The organism is Pseudomonas abietaniphila (assembly GCF_900100795.1).
Classification (GTDB): Bacteria; Pseudomonadota; Gammaproteobacteria; order Pseudomonadales; family Pseudomonadaceae; genus Aquipseudomonas; species Aquipseudomonas abietaniphila.
Map to the genome: position 1 here is coordinate 1 of NZ_FNCO01000017.1, position 17,100 is coordinate 17,100.

Annotated in this window: 10 protein-coding genes and 3 tRNA genes; 7 read left to right on the plus strand and 6 right to left on the minus strand. The window is 58.9% G+C overall.

Annotated features, from left to right (window positions below):
* From BLS87_RS25970 to BLS87_RS25995, 6 genes are all read left to right on the plus strand, one after another.
* On the plus strand, positions 1-2,280 hold a 2,280-nt coding region (locus BLS87_RS25970; protein WP_143024488.1), incomplete at its 5' end, for an RHS repeat domain-containing protein.
* Positions 2,281-2,295: 15 nt separating this feature from the next.
* Entirely contained in the window at positions 2,296-3,642 is a 1,347-nt protein-coding gene (locus tag BLS87_RS25975; RefSeq protein ID WP_074757122.1) for an RHS repeat-associated core domain-containing protein, read from the plus strand.
* Between the two features lie 315 nt (positions 3,643-3,957).
* The gene (locus tag BLS87_RS25980; protein ID WP_074757124.1) at positions 3,958-4,509 is read left to right on the plus strand and encodes a fimbrial protein; all 552 of its coding nucleotides are present in this window, start codon (positions 3,958-3,960) and stop codon (positions 4,507-4,509) included.
* A gap of 139 nt (positions 4,510-4,648) precedes the next feature.
* Positions 4,649-5,395 (plus strand): fimbrial biogenesis chaperone, encoded by a 747-nt coding sequence (locus tag BLS87_RS25985; protein WP_074757365.1) that lies wholly within the window; start codon positions 4,649-4,651, stop codon positions 5,393-5,395.
* A 30-nt stretch (positions 5,396-5,425) separates the two neighbouring features.
* Positions 5,426-8,008 (plus strand): fimbria/pilus outer membrane usher protein, encoded by a 2,583-nt coding sequence (locus BLS87_RS25990; protein ID WP_074757126.1) that lies wholly within the window; start codon positions 5,426-5,428, stop codon positions 8,006-8,008.
* Between the two features lie 2 nt (positions 8,009-8,010).
* Positions 8,011-9,105 (plus strand): fimbrial protein, encoded by a 1,095-nt coding sequence (locus tag BLS87_RS25995; protein WP_074757128.1) that lies wholly within the window; start codon positions 8,011-8,013, stop codon positions 9,103-9,105.
* Positions 9,106-9,144: 39 nt separating this feature from the next.
* Here the strand turns inward: BLS87_RS25995 and BLS87_RS26000 are convergent, their stop codons facing one another.
* The 5 genes from BLS87_RS26000 to BLS87_RS26020 all read right to left on the minus strand — a co-directional run bounded on the left by BLS87_RS26000 (position 9,145) and on the right by BLS87_RS26020 (position 13,786).
* Entirely contained in the window at positions 9,145-11,712 is a 2,568-nt protein-coding gene (locus tag BLS87_RS26000) for a hypothetical protein (protein WP_074757130.1), read from the minus strand.
* A 44-nt stretch (positions 11,713-11,756) separates the two neighbouring features.
* Positions 11,757-13,208, minus strand: coding sequence for a hypothetical protein (locus tag BLS87_RS26005; protein ID WP_074757132.1), 1,452 nt, complete (start codon positions 13,206-13,208; stop codon positions 11,757-11,759).
* Between the two features lie 221 nt (positions 13,209-13,429).
* Positions 13,430-13,514 (minus strand) — tRNA-Leu (locus BLS87_RS26010).
* Positions 13,515-13,572: 58 nt separating this feature from the next.
* Positions 13,573-13,648 (minus strand) — tRNA-His (locus BLS87_RS26015).
* Positions 13,649-13,709: 61 nt separating this feature from the next.
* A tRNA-Arg gene (locus tag BLS87_RS26020) sits at positions 13,710-13,786 on the minus strand.
* Between the two features lie 308 nt (positions 13,787-14,094).
* Here BLS87_RS26020 and folD point away from each other — a divergent pair.
* Positions 14,095-14,949, plus strand: a complete 855-nt coding sequence (gene folD, locus BLS87_RS26025) for a bifunctional methylenetetrahydrofolate dehydrogenase/methenyltetrahydrofolate cyclohydrolase FolD (protein WP_074757134.1) — start codon at positions 14,095-14,097, stop codon at positions 14,947-14,949.
* Positions 14,950-15,170: 221 nt separating this feature from the next.
* Here folD and BLS87_RS26030 read toward each other — a convergent pair whose 3' ends face one another.
* On the minus strand, positions 15,171-16,976 hold the full coding sequence (locus BLS87_RS26030; RefSeq protein ID WP_074757136.1) for an ABC transporter substrate-binding protein: 1,806 nt from the start codon (positions 16,974-16,976) through the stop codon (positions 15,171-15,173).
* Positions 16,977-17,100 lie beyond the last annotated feature (124 nt).

Here is a 17,100-nt window from a genome sequence, read left to right on the forward strand (position 1 = left end):
CGCCGCTGCGTGGTGAGCGCCCTCGAGCGCCACTTCACAGCGTTCGTGCAGAGCCCGCGAAAGCTGGGCGAGGCAGCCCCGACGCTGCGCAGCGTCTACCGCTACAGCATCAAACCGACCCTGGGCAGCACGCTGAGCGACTGGCTGGCGCTGGACAGCGAAACGCTGCTGCAGGTGGACACCAAAGGCGATATCGAACTGCAACGCACCGAAACGCAGTACATCGACAATGTGAGTGACCCGTTTTTGTTCGGGCGTATCAAACGGGAGTCACAGACCCTCAACGGTCAAACGTCCCATACCGACTACAGCTACGAGAGCAGCACTCACAAGCGCGGCAACGAAAAAGTTCAGAAAACCACCAAAACGCTGTCGACCGCCTTCACCCACCAGGAAGCCAACGCGACCAAAACCGTCACGCTGGAACACTCACTGCTCAGCGGGCTGCCGTTGCTCGATCAGGACGAGAAAGATATCGAAATCAACTACCGTTACGATGCCCTGGGCAGAATCGTCGAAGAGATCGTGTCCCCCGGCACCGACTATACAGCCCGCCGTCTTTACACTTACAAACTGTGCAGCCAGCCAGGTGACAAGGCCTCGCAGTCGGCAGTGGACGTCAATGACGTCACCGTGTTCACGGAGCTGGACGGACTGGGTCGGGCGATTGCCGAGTACCATCAGAACATTTATCAAAAGACCCCCGACGCCTTGAAAGTTCAGGCGTGGAAGTACAACGCTTACGGCCAGCTCGAACGGGAGACATCTTGGGATCACTGGCAGCCTGAGGAAGGTCAGCCGCTGCAAGCACTGGAACTGACATCGGCTTACGCCTACAACGCCTGGGGGGCAGTGAACCGAACCACGCGTCCGGATGGCGTAGTGGACGTCAACGAGTTCGACCCTATCACCTTGAAACGAACCGCCTGGCAAGAAACACAGGCAACCGTTGTCAACTGGAGCGAAACCGTCAGCAACGGCTTCGACAAACCCTTGACCGTCAGGCAACGAGCGGGCGCACAGTATCTGGAGCAGACGTACGCCTACGACGGTCTTGGCCGATGTGTCGAAAGCACCGATGCCATGGACAACACCAGCGGTTTCGCATACGACGCGTGGGGACGGTTACTGCACACTCAACTGCCCGACATGACCGTGGTCAGCAAGACGTATGCCCCGCATACCCGCGAAGCCCTGCCGGTCCGCGTGCAAATCGTGCCGGACAACGAAGCATTGCCCAGCGTGCTGGTCGGGGAACAACTGTTTGATGGCCTCAACCGGCTAAAACAGCTCACGGTGGGTCCTCGCACGAGCCATTACCGCTATACGGCGGGGCAAATGACCGTCAGCGAATGCGAAACGCCCAGCCAACAGCGATTGCAATACACCTATGAGTTGGGCCTGACCGGGCTGCCAAAAACCTCCACCGCGCCCGATGAGACAACAAGTTTCAGCTACGATCCGAAAACGGCCCAGATCACCACGACCCACAGCACACAGGGTCAGCATGACTTCGAGTACGACCTGGCGGGGCACCTGCGCCGCGAAAGCTGGACGGATACCAACCGTCTGGCAGGGCGAAAAACGGACAGTGGCAAGGCCGAGCCGTTCTCGGTGACGTACAACAGCTCGTTGAGCGGACGCCAGATCAGTCGTGTCGATGTGACCGGTCTGAAGACCTTGTACGAACATGACCTGCTGGGCCGCTTGAACAGCATTCATCAGGGCGAACTGCGGGCTGACTTCAATTACTGGCCGACAGGATGGTTGAAGACAACCACCTGCACCGACCTGAACAGTCAGCAGCAGCTGGAAACGGCGCTGGACTACGACGACCTGGGCCGCGAAACCCTCAGAACGCTGAGCGTCGATGGCAAGGCGTTGCGCAGCGTTGAACAGACCTACCAACCTGACAACAAACTCGCCACTCGGCGCCTGTGCGAAGGTGACACCGAGTTGCACGCAGAAACCTTCACCTACGACGTCCGTGGCCGCCTCACGGTGTACACCCGCACCCCACCGGTAACGGGGACACTTGGCGACGCGATTATCCAACAACAGTTCACCTTCGACAGCCTGGACAACATCACGGCCCTGGCGACGACCTTTGCCGATGGCCGCATTGAAAAATCCACCTACCACTTCGACCCGGCAGATCCTTGCCAATTGAAGGAGATTCGCTACGACGATCCAGGCAAGTCCCCCATCAGGCTGGAATACGACGCTGACGGAAACCTGACCAAAGATCAGCACGGCCAAGTGCTGCGTTATGACAGCTAGGGTCGGCTGCTGAGCGTGACCGATGGCGCGGGGCAATCGTTGGCGCAGTACCGTTATGACGGACACAACCAATTGATCTCGGTTCTGCACAGGCAGCAGCCTGAGACCCTGCGTTTCTATCAGGACAGCCAGCTGAGCAACAGCCTGCAAGCGGGAGAAGCGATCAGCTACCTGCTTGAAAGCGGCCGGCCGCTGGGGCAGCAGACGCCAGGTGATAGCAGCCAGACACTGCTGTTGATGACCGATGCCACCCGCTCGGTGATTGGCGAGTGCCAACAAAAAACCACGCGACATGTGACCTACGATCCATACGGTGAACAAACCGGCGACGAGCCGCTGCAAAGCCTGATGGCCTTCAACGGCGAGGTGCGAGACGCAATCGGTGGCTGGTACCTGCTGGGCAAAGGGTACCGCGCCTACAACCCGACGCTGATGCGCTTCCACAGCCCTGACTCCCTGAGCCCCTTCGGGGCTGGCGGGGTCAATCCCTATGTGTATTGTCTGAGCGACCCGATCAATGCGGTCGACCCCAGCGGGCATTCGCTGAAAAGCTGGATCGGCGTGGGGCTGGGTGCCATCGGCATCGTGGCCACCCTGGTGACTGCGGGCGGGCTGACCCCCGTTACCGGAGGGGTCATCGCCTGGGGCATTTGGGCCGCAGGTGTCGGTACCGCCGTGGGCGGTGGGGTTACCGGGATAATGGGCGCGATGGAGGAAGACAGTCAACACGCCAGATCGCTGAATAACATCAGCCTCATCAGCTCATCGCTATCGATCGTCTTCAGCATCTTTGCGGCAGCGGCGAACTTCAGCAGGGCCGGGACACTGTACGGGGTTTCGAAAGCGGCGAAAGAAGGGGCGGATGATGCTGCCTTCAGCACTTCAAAAAGCGCGGGCAATGTTGAACTCGAGTGGGATTCTTTAGACTTCTCACCCAGAGCATCTGTCAGCTCCGTCAGCTCTGTCAGCTCTGTCAACTCTGTCAATTCGACCCGTTCCGCTGCAAGTGTATCGGCAGACGAACTCACACAACGTCTGACAGACCTAAGAGGCTATGACTCCATAAGCAAAGCCGACAAGGCCGTACAAACGAGTGCCTCCAGCACGCGAACCGGTTCATCAGCGTCGTTGTCATCGGTGAGAAGCGTTCAGCAGCCCACCAGCGCACCGGGCGCGCCCGTGTCACCGCCGACGCCCCCCACCAACCCGGTAGCCTCCGCGAAGACGGCTCCCTCCACAGCTGCTGGCCAAAACTACACGGCATTCAGGGGGGTTGTACCCCGGGTCGACAACCAAAAAGGACTGATAGACCAAGTCGGGAGTGCCCGCGCCCCAAACGCTCATAAATTCCTTCCACGCTAGTCGGTTCAAGCGCAACACAAGCCCGCCCTCCCTGCGCGCAGGAGGCGGGCTTTCCAAAACACTGTTATGCGGTGATGAGGCGCTGAACAGCCATCACGCTCCTGAACCCGCTTCAACTCAGTAACACCTTGCTACAACCACGCCCGTCGCTTTGAGAGTTCTCTCATATTCCCGCTGCATTCCTCTCCTTAAAGTGCGCCCCCACCAGCGACATGCACGACGGCATTGCTCGTCTGTTGTCAGGCATGAAGTCGCAAGGCTTCAACAGTGTCCTGGTTCATGTGTCGAGCCACACTTTCAAGGAATCATGGTCTCATGAAAAAGTCATTCGCAATCCTGCCCCTGGGGCTGCTCCTGGGTTTTGCAGCGTCCTCAGCCATGGCCAAGGACGGAACCATCAACTTCATTGGCAAAATCGTTACCAACACCTGCCCCATCGACGTCATCGATCCAGGCAGCGGCAATGTCAGCAGCAGTGTGTCGATGGGCGATGTCAACACCGGCTCCCTGGCGGCCGTTGGCGACGAGGCAGGCGGCGGCGCGTTCCAGCTGAAAGTATCCCCTGATGCCACCTGTGTGGTCGGTCCGGGCAAAACCGCCACCGTGACCTTCAACGCTGTTCAAGGCAGCGACCCGAGTGGCGAAAACTTCGCCATCAAGGCCGGTGCGGGCGCCGCAGACGGTGTGGCCATTGCAATCAAGGATGCCAAAGGGCTCCCGGTGAAGAACGGCCTGGAATCCTCGGCTTATCCCATCGATGACACCAATGAAAGCCTGCTGTACTTCACCGCCCTGTACAAACGCATCGGCACGCTGAACCCCGGTCAGGCTGACGCCGACGTCGACTTCACCGTTCACTTCCAGTAACGCCCGGCTTACCAGCTGGCCGCCCCGGTGCATATCCCGCGCCGGGCTGCGGTGACCCCGGTCCATTGATTCAGGCCGAGGGCTGGTATCGACCTCCGGCGCCTTGATGCCTCCTTTTTAAAGACAGCCTCCCATGCCGATGTTTCAAGGGCTCTGCCTGCCCGCCCACCCGTGGCGCAACCTCTGCGCCGCCCTGTGCCTGCTGGCCTACCTTCCTGCCAGCCACGGTGCCCTGACCCTCAGTGGCACACGCGTCATTTTTCAGGGTGACAAGCGCAGTGTGTCACTGACCGTCGCCAACCCCAGCAAGGCGACCTACGCCGTGCAGACATGGATCAACACCGCGGCAGACGATCACCACACGCCCGTGCCCTTCATTGCCTCTCCGCCGTTGTTCCGACTCGGCCCGGGCAAAGAACAGCATGTGCAGATCAGCGCGCTGCCCCATCAATTGCCCAAAGACCGTGAGTCGTTGTTCTTTTTCAACGCTCAGGAAATTCCGCAGACCGACACCAGCGACGGCAACAAGCTGACCATCGCTCTGCGCTCACGCATCAAGTTTCTCTACCGCCCCGTCGAGCTGAGCGAAAACCCGCTGGACGCACTGCAGCGACTCACCTGGTCGGTGGTGGCGACCGACAACGGGCCTCACTTGGTGGTCGATAACCCGACACCTTTCCATATGTCGTTCATCACCCTGCAACTGCAGGACAAAGGACGCACCCACAAGATCGACGACACCACCATGGCCGCGCCCTTCTCGCGCCAGTCTTATCCGCTGGACAGTTTTGCGGCGGGCCCGGACGCGAGCGTCACGTTTTCAGTCATTACCGACTACGGCGGTTTCAGCAAGCCCCTCACGCAATCGCTGAACGCGAACCGTTGACGGTCGCCCTGTTACTTCCGGAAAAGCCCTATGCCTCCCTTCTTCAGACGTCTGCGACAACCCGGCAAGCCGTCACGCCTGCACTGCGTGATGATCATGGGCAGCGGACTGAGCCTGCCGCTCGAGAGCTCTGCTGCCACCGAGCCTCTTGAATTCCAGTCCTCCTTCATGCGTCAGCTCGGTGATGGGCAAGATGGCGCCCTGGCGTTGCGCAGCCTGGCCAACGAAGATGCCCTGGCACCTGGTCGCTATCAGGTGAGCATCAGCGTCAATCAGCAGTTTTTCGATCACCGCGACCTCGACTTCGCTACCGATAACGCTGAGCGGCTCACCCCTTGCCTGTCTCGCCCTCTGCTTGAAGAAATGGGCGTAAAACTCGATGCCTTGGGCGCGGACGAGGCGCTGCAAGAAACCTGTATCGATCTACCGCAAGTGATTCCCGGTGCGACCATCGACTTCGAAGGCAGCCGGCTGAAGCTGAACATATCCATTCCACAGATCGCCATGCGGCGCGATGCTGCCGGTTATGTGGACCCCTCACGCTGGGATCAGGGCATCAACGCGGCGTTCATCAATTACCAGGCGTCCGCCCAGCAAAGTCGCAGCGACTTCAACGGCCGTGCACAAAGTGGCGATCTATACCTCACCAGCGGCGTCAACGTCGGCGGCTGGCGTCTGCGCAGCAACCACTCGCTGCGCCAGGACTCCCGAGGTGCCCGAGACTGGAACAGCGCCTACACCTATGCGCAGCACGACCTGCCGGGCAGGCTGGGACAATTTACCCTTGGCCAGACTTTCACCCCTGGCGATGTGTTTCGCAGCCTGCCGATCCAGGGCGTCAGCCTGCAATCGGACATGGGCATGCTGCCCGACTCCATGCAGGGTTATGCGCCGGTGATTCGGGGGGTCGCACAGACCCGGGCAAAAGTTGAAATCCTTCAAAACGGTTATCCCATCTATTCCACTTACGTGTCACCCGGCCCTTATGAAATCGACGACCTGAATGTGGCCGGAGGCAGTGGTGAACTTGAGATCGTGGTGACCGAAGCCGATGGCCGTATCCAGCGTTTCACGCAACCCTATGCCACGCTGGGTAACCTGCTACGTGAAGGCGTTTGGCGGTACAGTGCCAGCGTGGGCCGCTACAACGATCCCACCGGGCGGCACAATCCCGTGTTCTGGCAAGGCACGGCGGCCAAGGGCCTGGCGGGAGGTGCGACCCTGTACGGTGGACTGTTGGGCAACGCGTTTTACACCGCAAGCAACCTGGGTGTGGGGCAGAGCCTGGGCGCATTTGGCGCGCTCTCCTTCGACGTGACCCGCTCCAGCACCGACCTGGATACCCAAGGCACCGGCAAGGTCCAGGGCAGCAGCTACGCATTGAAGTACGGTAAGTCTTTCGAAACACGGACCAACCTGCGGTTCGCGGGCTATCGCTACTCCACCGAAGGTTACCGCGACTTTGACGAAGCGATTCGCCAGCGTAACCAGGACTCACGCTACCAAGGGCATCGGCGCAGTCGGCTGGAAGCGGCGATCTATCAGAACATTGGCTCGACCAGCGCGCTGAACCTGACCCTGTCCCAGGAAAACTATTGGGGCACGAGCCAGGAACGGCGTCAGTTCCAGTTCGGCTTCAACACGCAACACCATGGCATCAGCTACAACCTGTACGCCTCCAAGTCGCTGACTGATCGTGGCTATGACGATCGTCAGATCGGCCTGAGCATCAGCATGCCGCTGGGCTCGAACCGCCACGGCACTACCGCCACGTTTGACCTGCTGGAAAATGACAAGGCCCTCAGTCAACGTGCGAGCCTGTCGGGCCGGGCCATGGACAACCGTCTGAGCTACCGCGCCGGTATGGCCAACAGCGAAACACAAGACAAGACTGCCTCCCTGAGCGTCGGTTACCAGGCCCCCTTCGGCAGCGTGGGTGGTGGCGTGACCCACGCCAGTCATTACTCGCAGGCATCGGTCAACGCCAGTGGAGCGTTGCTGCTGCACGGGGACGGACTTGAAGCAGGCCCGTACATCGGCGAGACCGCCGCCTTGATCGAAGTGCCGGGCGTCGCCGACGTCGGTGTACTGAACGCAGGTCAGGTCAGAACCAACGAGCGTGGCTATGCCGTTGTTCCTTATATGCGGCCTTACCGAGTCAATCGGGTGGTGCTCAACACCGATGAACTGGGACCGGATGTCGAGATTGAAAACGGTGTCACTCACTTGGTGCCGCGACGCGGCGCCGTAGTCAAAACCACATTCGCTGCACAAGTCGTCAAACGTCTGGTGGCGACGTTCCACGACAGCACAGGTTCCCCCCTGCCCTTCGGCGCTCTGGTCGTCGATGCCGATGGCCAGACGCTGGGCGTCGTCGGGCAAGCCGGCCAGGCGGTTCTCAACGTGGGACAGGGCAACCAACGTCTGGTGGTCAAGTGGGGAGACGCATCAGCACAACAATGCGCGTTCGAAGTCGATGCCCAGAGCCTTCCAGAACAACAAGGCTACCGGCTGCAAACCCTGACCTGTGCACCGACCGATGCCGCTGAGCCGTACCCCTCTCTTTCGGGAGCGACCGAACACGTTCGGCCGTCTCTTTTGGAACTCGACTGAACATGAATACATTCAAACGATCATTGCCGGCCCTTGCCGCGCTGACCTGTTGCATGCCGTTTTCTCTGACTTGGGCCGGTGGTTTTGAAGACGGTTGCTACTGGGATAAAGATAAACCCGGGCCCATGGCGTTCATCGCAGACGTAGGGACGGTTTTCGTCCCCAGAGACGCCGCCGTCGGGGACGTGATCGGCACGCTGGACCGGTTCCTGTGGCTGAAGCAGGGTCCCGGTGGCGTCAACCTGATTTGCCATACCGTGCATGTGCCTGACATCACTGTGAACATTACGAATAACGTACCTGCGTTTTCCGGCAGCCTCCCACCCATTGGCGGCGAAAACAGCGATGGGAAAATCCTGACCACCTCCATTCCAGGGGTCGGCGTGAGGATCAAACTGGGTATCCCGTATCGCGGCCCCGTCGACAACTGGTACCTGGATGGCCCGTCGGTTGTCCCCTTCAGCGGTTACATGGAGAAGAACATGTTCTTCCCCTGGATGCAGGCCTCAATGGACAGTTATATAACGCTGGTGAAAATCGGGGACATCAACCCCGGTCCTCAGCTATTCGACGGACGCGAGCTGGCTCAGGCTGTCATCACCAAGGTGGGGAAAGCCTGGTCCGTGTCGCTCGCCGGCACGGTGATCCAGGCAGAGTGCTCGGTGTCGAACAATCCGGTCAGCGCAGACCCCGTCGATTTGGGCGAATGGCAACAATCTGACTTCACGGGCCCTGGCTACGCGACCCGCGCAACCCCCTTCACGCTCACCTTGAACAGCTGCATTTCCGATCCGGCCAATGGCGTCACCACGGCTCACATTCGTCTGGATGGCGTAAACGGCTCCGCCCCTGTCGGCGATCCACTTAACGGCGTATTCAGCCTGAGCACTGACTCAACCGCAAAGGGCGTCGGCATCCAGATGCTGATGGGCGATGCGAGCACGCCGGTAGGGTTAGGCGTGGAAGTGCCGCTTCAGGCCATCAGTCCTGCCGGGGACACCGTACTCCCGTTCAATGCACGGCTGTATCAGACCGATGCCCAGGTGCAGGCAGGTCAGGCCAAAGGTGCACTGGACTTCACGATCACTTACAAGTGAACGGTCAGCGCACTGAGGTAACGCCACAGGTGCTTGCACTCAAGGCAACGGCACCGTGACGGTGATGGGGCCGCAGTCGTAGGACTGCGGGTCGTCTTTGTAGGTCACCCTGAGGGTGAACTTATACGTCTTTCCGGCTTCCAGGCTCGTCATGTAGGGCACGGGTGGATACAGACCTGCGCAGAATAATGCACCGTCTCGCAGAACCGTGTAATAGGGTTTTGCCTGCGTCGTCGGACGTTGCCAGTAAAGGGTGATGCCCCCCGTTCCTACGGCCAAGACTCTGAACCGAGTCGCATACTTCGAAACCACCGGGAACGACTTCGCCAACGACGGAATGACAAGGTGGGACCGCAGCTCATACCCGTCGTCGTCCAGAATGGCCTGGACGACAGCGAAACCCGCCTCAGGGCGCTCGGGGTACGTATAAATACCGGAGGCGTCGACCGAGCCGTCTCCGGCGAAAAGCGTCCAGTCTGCACCGTCATAAGGCACCAGCTCCCAATCGTCATTGGTCGCCAGCAACATCAATTTGGCCTGAGTCGATGGCCCGGTCCATTCGGGATCGATGATGATTGTCGCCGTATCTGACCGCCACTGGGTCAACACATAAGCAGACGACACAGCACCTGCATGGTGTTTGCTGGTGAACTCCACCCGATCCAGACTCAACGAATGGACCTTGTCGCTCTTACCCGGTGCGAAAACATAGGCGCCCGGCTTGTCCGGTACAGGCGTCAGAGAAGGGGCGATCTCTGGCCAATGCGCAATCAGCCGCGCTTCGACATCGGGCGTATTGAGCGCCCCCGCGAGGATTTCACACCTGCCAGCGGGGCTCACCACCTGGAAAACCGGATCCACCATCAAAGGGGTTTTCAAAACCGTGATCAAGGCGTGCGCCTGGCCGCCGCCCACCGCGTGAGCGGTCACAATGATCTGTCGGCTCACTCCATCTGCGTTTGACATGTCAGGGGCCTGATAGCGCCCCGCAGTAATACTTCCGACGGTTTTCGGATCGTCATTACCGTCGCCATCTCGCAGTGTCCATTGGGCTACCGCGACATTGCAGGTGAGGTTCTCGACGCCATTGGCGCCGAGCACTGAATCCTCTGGGCAAAGGCACGGTGTCTCTGTGTTCGAGTCGATATCACCAAAACACACAAGATCCTGAGGAGCAGCCGCTTCTTTCAAGCGCACGCTATTCGAATCGGCAAAAAGCAATCCACTCAACGCTCCAATGGGGAGGGTCATATCGGGGATAGATTCGAATGTGTCCTTTACTTCACTCTGAATGCCTGCTTGAAAATGAGACTCGACTTGGGCATTGCTTATTGGCGAAGGGGCATGCATATCAGAGCAACTGACGGAGGATGCATATGAAGTTTGCTCAACGACAATAGCCTCGCCGGCGGGGTTCAACCTGACGACGAACTTGCAGGTGACCGCGAGATCAACCAAATAATTACCCGAGTTACTGGTCGTTTCCGAAAAAACCAATGCGGGCTGGGAACAAGGCCAGCTCATTCCAAAACAATACCATGGCCTCTGATGTGTCTCGTCCCATGCCAATACTAACTTTTCACCGTCGATTGACAGTGTGAGCGACGACACTGAAAAACTGTCAAGGCGGTCATACACATTGGTCGTGGAACAAGCGGGTCCGCTCTGCCATCCCGCGCTGTAAGGATCTACAGACACGTGGCTCCATTCACCGCTCGCTTTAGCCGATACCAAAGCATTTTGTGCGGCGGTAACCTGGAAGGTGACCCCCTCGCCGAGGTACGCTCCAATCGACTCACCTAGCCGGGTCAGTAAACTACTCGCCGACAGGATCAGCGTCGCTCCGAATCCATCCTCTGGAATCAAATATCTGAACGCGTCCGGCGTCGGCATCGTCCCCGGCTTGCCACCTCTAAACTTGATGAACATCAGTACGGCACCGTCCCCGAAATTTGCCGCACTTCTGACGTTCGCACCAGGCGCCATTTGCGTCCTGACTTCAAAACTCTCTACCTCGAACACCCCGTCAACCCGGGCAACGCTGCCCAGCGTAAAACGCCGGGCCTGGGGCAGTTCGGCAAAACGCTCCCTGAAAAACACACCGGCCTGGACCTGCCCTGCATCATCGTCAGCGTCGAACAAGCTGGTGGTGAAGTCATAAGCGTCGTTGAGGTCCAGATATAACTCACCCGCGCTCGTGCTCCCGCCATCGGTTTTGTTCAGGGCAATGTTCATGAACAATTCAGGGCTGAAGGCGGGCACGAGCTCCTGAATCTTCTGAACGACGCCACCCTCACCCTCCGTCACCACCTGGCCGGCAACAATGCGCAGGGTAAGCCGTGCTCTGGACTCATCGAGCGAGGACGCTTCAAAGGACAGCTGCGGTGGGCCCAACTGAACGTTGCGCAGGGTTTTGGTGAGCTGACCGGTCTCAATAACGCCCTGCATGGTCGGGAAAGTCGTCGCGTCGGCAAAGCCCGCAATGAATTGCTTCCTGAGTAAAGCATTGGCATCCTTACGGCCATAGGCAATCACCGCATCCCAGCCATACGTCCTTGTACCGCCAGCCAGCCACTGAAGCAGGTCTGCTTTGGTATTGTTCGCCATATCGAACACCCTCTGGTCAGCAATGTGTGCCGCGCAAATCGCGCTCAATCCACAAGCGTTTTGATCAGTTTCGGAAAGTCAGTCGGCGCAACCGCATCGTCAAACCGGACCGTCACATAGACGGTGAAGGACTCATCGACTTTCATGCGTTCCAGCTGGTCGCGGGGCAACGAAATGCCTCTGATGCCCGCCGACACTTCACTGGGGCTCACGGGACGCTCATTCACCATTTCAAAGGTGAAATCCTTATCCGACTGATCCACCGCCTCGACCCAGGCAGACACCTTTTGATCGGGGGCAATGAACACCCACTCATCCAGCGAAAAGTGGCAGCCATTCGGCACAGAAGACAAGGACAACACATTACCGCCAGGGGCTTCGTCGCAACTGATCTGCGAAAAGCGCTCAACCGGCAATACGGCTTTCACAGCCAGGTGAAGATTGGGCGATCGACTGATCGCGCCACTGGAGGGCGCCGTGAGCTGGTAGTAAACCTCCACGGTCTTCAGAAAGTTGGCCGGCACCGCGCTGGCGGGAACCGGAAAGTCGAGGGAGCCCGGCGGATCCGCCACGCTGGTCTCGTACTGCCCTGTGCTGCCAACACCACTCCATACGATTTTTATTTCTTCACTCGGACTGATAACGGCACTGGTCGGCACACGAACCAGAACCCCCTGCGTCGCCTTCAGCGGATCAAGGCTCACGCTCTGGCCTGTGCCAGTTGCCTCCTGGAGCGTGGGCCAAGGCAAGATCCTGGACTGCGCAATCACCAAAAGTTCCACGGGCGTCGCGGAGGGACTGACGTTACCCGCCCGATCAATCACCTCATACCCAGCAAAGCGGCGACCATCACCGTGACTGCGGATCGGAATGCCGCTGATATCGATCATTAACGGCGACCCGATATCCAGCGGTTCAACCGTCTTTTCCCCGGCAATGCCCCACGTCGTTGGGTCATCGCCCCAATAAAACCGTATGACGTCACCCGGCCTGATCGGCACATAGTCCGGAACCTGCGCCGTGAGCCAGTCGCCATGGTCTTTGAGCCACTGCGCAGTGACACCTGCATTGATCACCTCGGGGGGAAATATCAGGGGGTCGATCCGATTCAACAATGGCGGCGTGGTATCGATCGTGATACTCAGCGTAAGAGAATCCGTTGTGACGCCTTGCGCGGTCTTCACTGTGTAACGAAGCCTGGGCTCACCTTCGACCAGAAAACTCACCGGTACGAGGATGAACAGCTCATCCTCCGGCATGTCGGCATCCCAGAATTTGGACTCAACCAGGTCGTTACCCCAGAACAGCGTCAGCTCCCCTCCATCTACCGTGTTGTTCCACTTATCGAACGTGACCCTCAAGGGGCCAGACAAAGCGCTGAGGGGCAGGAGATTCGCTTCACCACCAGGCACGTCCGGCAGCGCAACGGGTACCTTCGGAGCAGCCAGCAGAGCCTGGGGAAGAGGGGTAGCGGTATCGAAGCTGCGTCTAGGCATGGTGCTGGATCCCTGGCGAACACGTCATCGACACGCGGATGAAGCGAACCGCAGGATCCGCAAGCGTCGGGGAAGATTGAACACCCGTCCACCGCCGCTGCCTACTAGCAGAAGTATCAGGTTGAGAGCGTTAGGGAGGTGAAACGCGGGCATAAAAAAAGCCGCACTAGGCGGCTTTTCGATCCCGTTGAAGGCTCATGGCACTTCTCAGGGTTTGTAGCTGGTGCGGACGGAGAGACTCGAACTCTCACACCTTGCGGCGCTGGAACCTAAATCCAGTGTGTCTACCAATTCCACCACATCCGCGTTTTGAAGCGCTTAAAGCAAAGGCGCCAGATTATGCATCTGGCGCCTTCTTCGAATATGGGGTGGACGAAGGGGATCGAACCCTCGACAACGGGAGTCACAATCCCGTGCTCTACCAACTGAGCTACGCCCACCATATTGCGTTGTAACCGACGCATTCAACTTGAATGCTACTTGTGCCAAAGCTGCCGTTAATGGCGCACCCGGCAGGACTCGAACCTGCGACCATCCGCTTAGAAGGCGGATGCTCTATCCAGCTGAGCTACGGGCGCTTATTTAATCTGCGTCTTACGACGGCAAATTAAGAGCTTTCAATCACGCTGAGCCGATCTGAACTCTACCTGACTTAATCAACCTTTCGACCTGATCAACCGCTTCCGGCTTATCCTGTGTGGGGTTGTGCCCGACAAGTGCGACGAATCTTATAGACGGTCCGAAAGGTCGTCAACACTTTTTTCTAAAAAATTCAGTTAATTAAAGGGGTTAGCTTATTAAGCAGACCAACCGCCTTTGCCCTTGCGTCAGGTCATGCGAGAATGCGCGCTCTTTTTCCCTCCCTTCCGATGGTTAATCACGCGTAATGACTGCAAAACTAATAGACGGCAAAGCGATCGCAGCCAACCTGCGCCAGCAGATCGCCCAACGAGTCGCCGAACGTCGCGAGCAAGGGCTGCGCACGCCGGGCCTCGCGGTGATTCTGGTCGGCAGCGACCCCGCCTCTCAGGTTTACGTCTCGCACAAACGCAAAGACTGCGAAGAAGTCGGCTTCATCTCCCGCGCTTACGACCTGCCCAGCGAAACCACCCAGACCGAACTGACCGATCTGATCGACAGCCTCAATGACGATCCGGCCATCGACGGCATCCTGTTGCAACTGCCGCTGCCCGAGCACCTGGAATCCTCCAGCCTGCTGGAGCGCATTCGTCCCGACAAGGACGTCGACGGTTTCCACCCTTATAACGTCGGCCGTCTGGCCCAGCGCATCCCGCTGCTGCGCCCGTGCACCCCCAAAGGCATCATGACCTTGCTGGAAAGCACCGGCGTCGACCTGTACGGCAAGGATGCGGTGGTGGTTGGCGCCTCCAACATTGTCGGGCGTCCGATGGCCATGGAGTTGCTGCTGGCGGGCTGCACCGTCACCGTGACCCATCGCTTCACTCAGGATCTGGCCGGGCATGTCGGCCGTGCCGACCTGGTGGTCGTGGCCGCTGGCAAACCGGGCCTGGTCAAGGGCGAATGGATCAAGGACGGCGCGATCGTCATCGACGTGGGCATTAACCGTCAGGACGATGGAAAACTGGTGGGTGACGTGGTTTACGAGACCGCCCTGCCCCGCGCCGGCTGGATCACGCCGGTTCCGGGCGGTGTAGGCCCGATGACTCGCGCTTGCCTGCTTGAGAACACGCTGTACGCTGCAGAAACCCTGCACGGCTGATTACAAACAGCGCAAACGAAAACGGCACCCGAGGGTGCCGTTTTTTGTTTGCAAGATTGGTCGACACAAAATGTCAGCTGTGGGAGCGAATTCATTCGCGAAAAATGTTCCAGGCGACTCAGGTGTGTCGGCTGTACTGGCCAATCGCGAATGAATTCGCTCCCACAAACTGGATCTTTGATCGTCCCGGGCATCCAAGACGACCACGGACCACCTGTCATTTACTTCTTCGCGGCTTCCCAGCTCTTCAGGAGATCGGAGTACGCGATGGTTTCGCCCTTCGGCTTCTCGTTAGCCAGCTTGCGTTGTGGCGCGAGGAATGCACCGTTGCTCTTCTCAGCCTTGGTGTACCACTCTTCAGCCGAGGTCTCCGGGTTCATCTTCGGCGCACAGCCGCTGGCGTCCTGGACCTTGGAGCGCTCGATGCGGGTCATGATTGCATCCTGATCCTTGGCCAGACCGTCGAGCGCTGCCTGCGCAGATTTCTCGCCGGTGACGGCTTCAGCCACGTGACTCCACCACAGCTGTGCCAGTTTCGGATAATCCGGAACGTTGGTGCCGGTCGGTGACCACTGCACGCGGGCCGGGCTGCGGTAGAACTCCACCAGACCGCCGAGTTTCGGCGCCAGTGCGGTCATCTCCTTGGAGTTGATGTCCGACTCACGAATTGGGGTCAGGCCGACGATGGTTTTCTTCAGCGACACCGATTTCGAGGTCACGAACTGCGCATAGAGCCAGGCCGCCAGACGCTTCTTCTCTTCGGTGGACTTGAGGAAGGTCCACGAACCCACGTCCTGATAGCCCAGCTTCATGCCTTCTTTCCAGTACGGGCCTTTAGGCGAAGGCGCCATCCGCCATTTCGGCGTGCCGTCGGCGTTCATCACCGGCAGGCCCGGCTTGGTCATGTCGGCCGTGAAGGCGGTGTACCAGAAAATCTGCTGAGCGACGTTGCCCTGAGACGGCACCGGACCCGATTCGGAGAACGTCATGCCCGCCGCTTCAGGCGGTGCGTAGGCCTTCAGCCAGTCGATGTATTTCTGTGTGGCGTACACAGCGGCCGGGCCGTTGGTGTCGCCACCGCGGGTGATGCTCGAACCGACCGGATGGCAGTCTTCTACGCGAATGCCCCACTCGTCCACCGGCAGGCCGTTCGGCAAGCCTTTATCACCGCTGCCCGCCATGGAGAACCAGGCATCGGTGAAGCGCCAGCCCAACGACGGGTCTTTCTTGCCGTAGTCCATGTGGCCATAGACTTTCTTGCCGTCGATTTCCTTGACGTCTTCGCTGAAGAACTTGGCGATGTCTTCGTACGCCGACCAGTTCACCGGAACGCCCAGCTCATAGCCGTATTTGGCTTTGAATTTTTCTTTCAGGTCAGGACGCTCGAACCAGTCGGCACGGAACCAGTAGAGGTTGGCAAACTGCTGGTCTGGCAGTTGATACAGTTTGGCCGGGGTGATGACCTTGCCCGAGGCATCTTTGACTTCAGGCGAGGTGGTGAACGAGGTGCCGATGAAGTCCTTGATGTCCAGCGTAGGCGAGGTGACTTTTGCACCTTCGGGGCTGGCCATCAGGTCGGTCAGGGACAGCGCCTTGCCATAACGGAAATGGGTACCGATCAAGTCGGAGTCGTTGACCCAACCGTCATAGATACTTTTGTCGGACTGCATGGCCGTCTGCAGCTTCTCGATGACGTCACCTTCCTGCAGCAGGTCGTGGGTCACTTTGATGCCGGTGATTTCGGTGAAGGCTTTGGCCAGGGTTTTCGATTCATATTCATGGGTGGTCAAGGTTTCGGAAACCACCTTGATGTCCATGCCGCGGAACGGTTCGGCAGCCTTGATGAACCACTCCAGTTCCTTGAGCTGGTCAGCGTCGGACAGGGTCGTCGGCTTGAATTCGCTGGCCGCCCACTTCTTGGCCGCGTCTTCATACTGATCGGCCCATGCCGAAACGCTCAATCCGCTGAGCATCACCATCGTTGCTACCGTCACACTATGTCGCAGCTTGTTTTTCTTATTGAACATAGACACCTCCAGTGTTGATTCTTATGTATTCCTGCTTTGCCTTTGCTTTGTAGGAGCGCGCTTGCCCGCGATGGGGAGTGCCCGTTGACGCATCGTTCGCAGACAGACCGCAATCGCGGGCAAG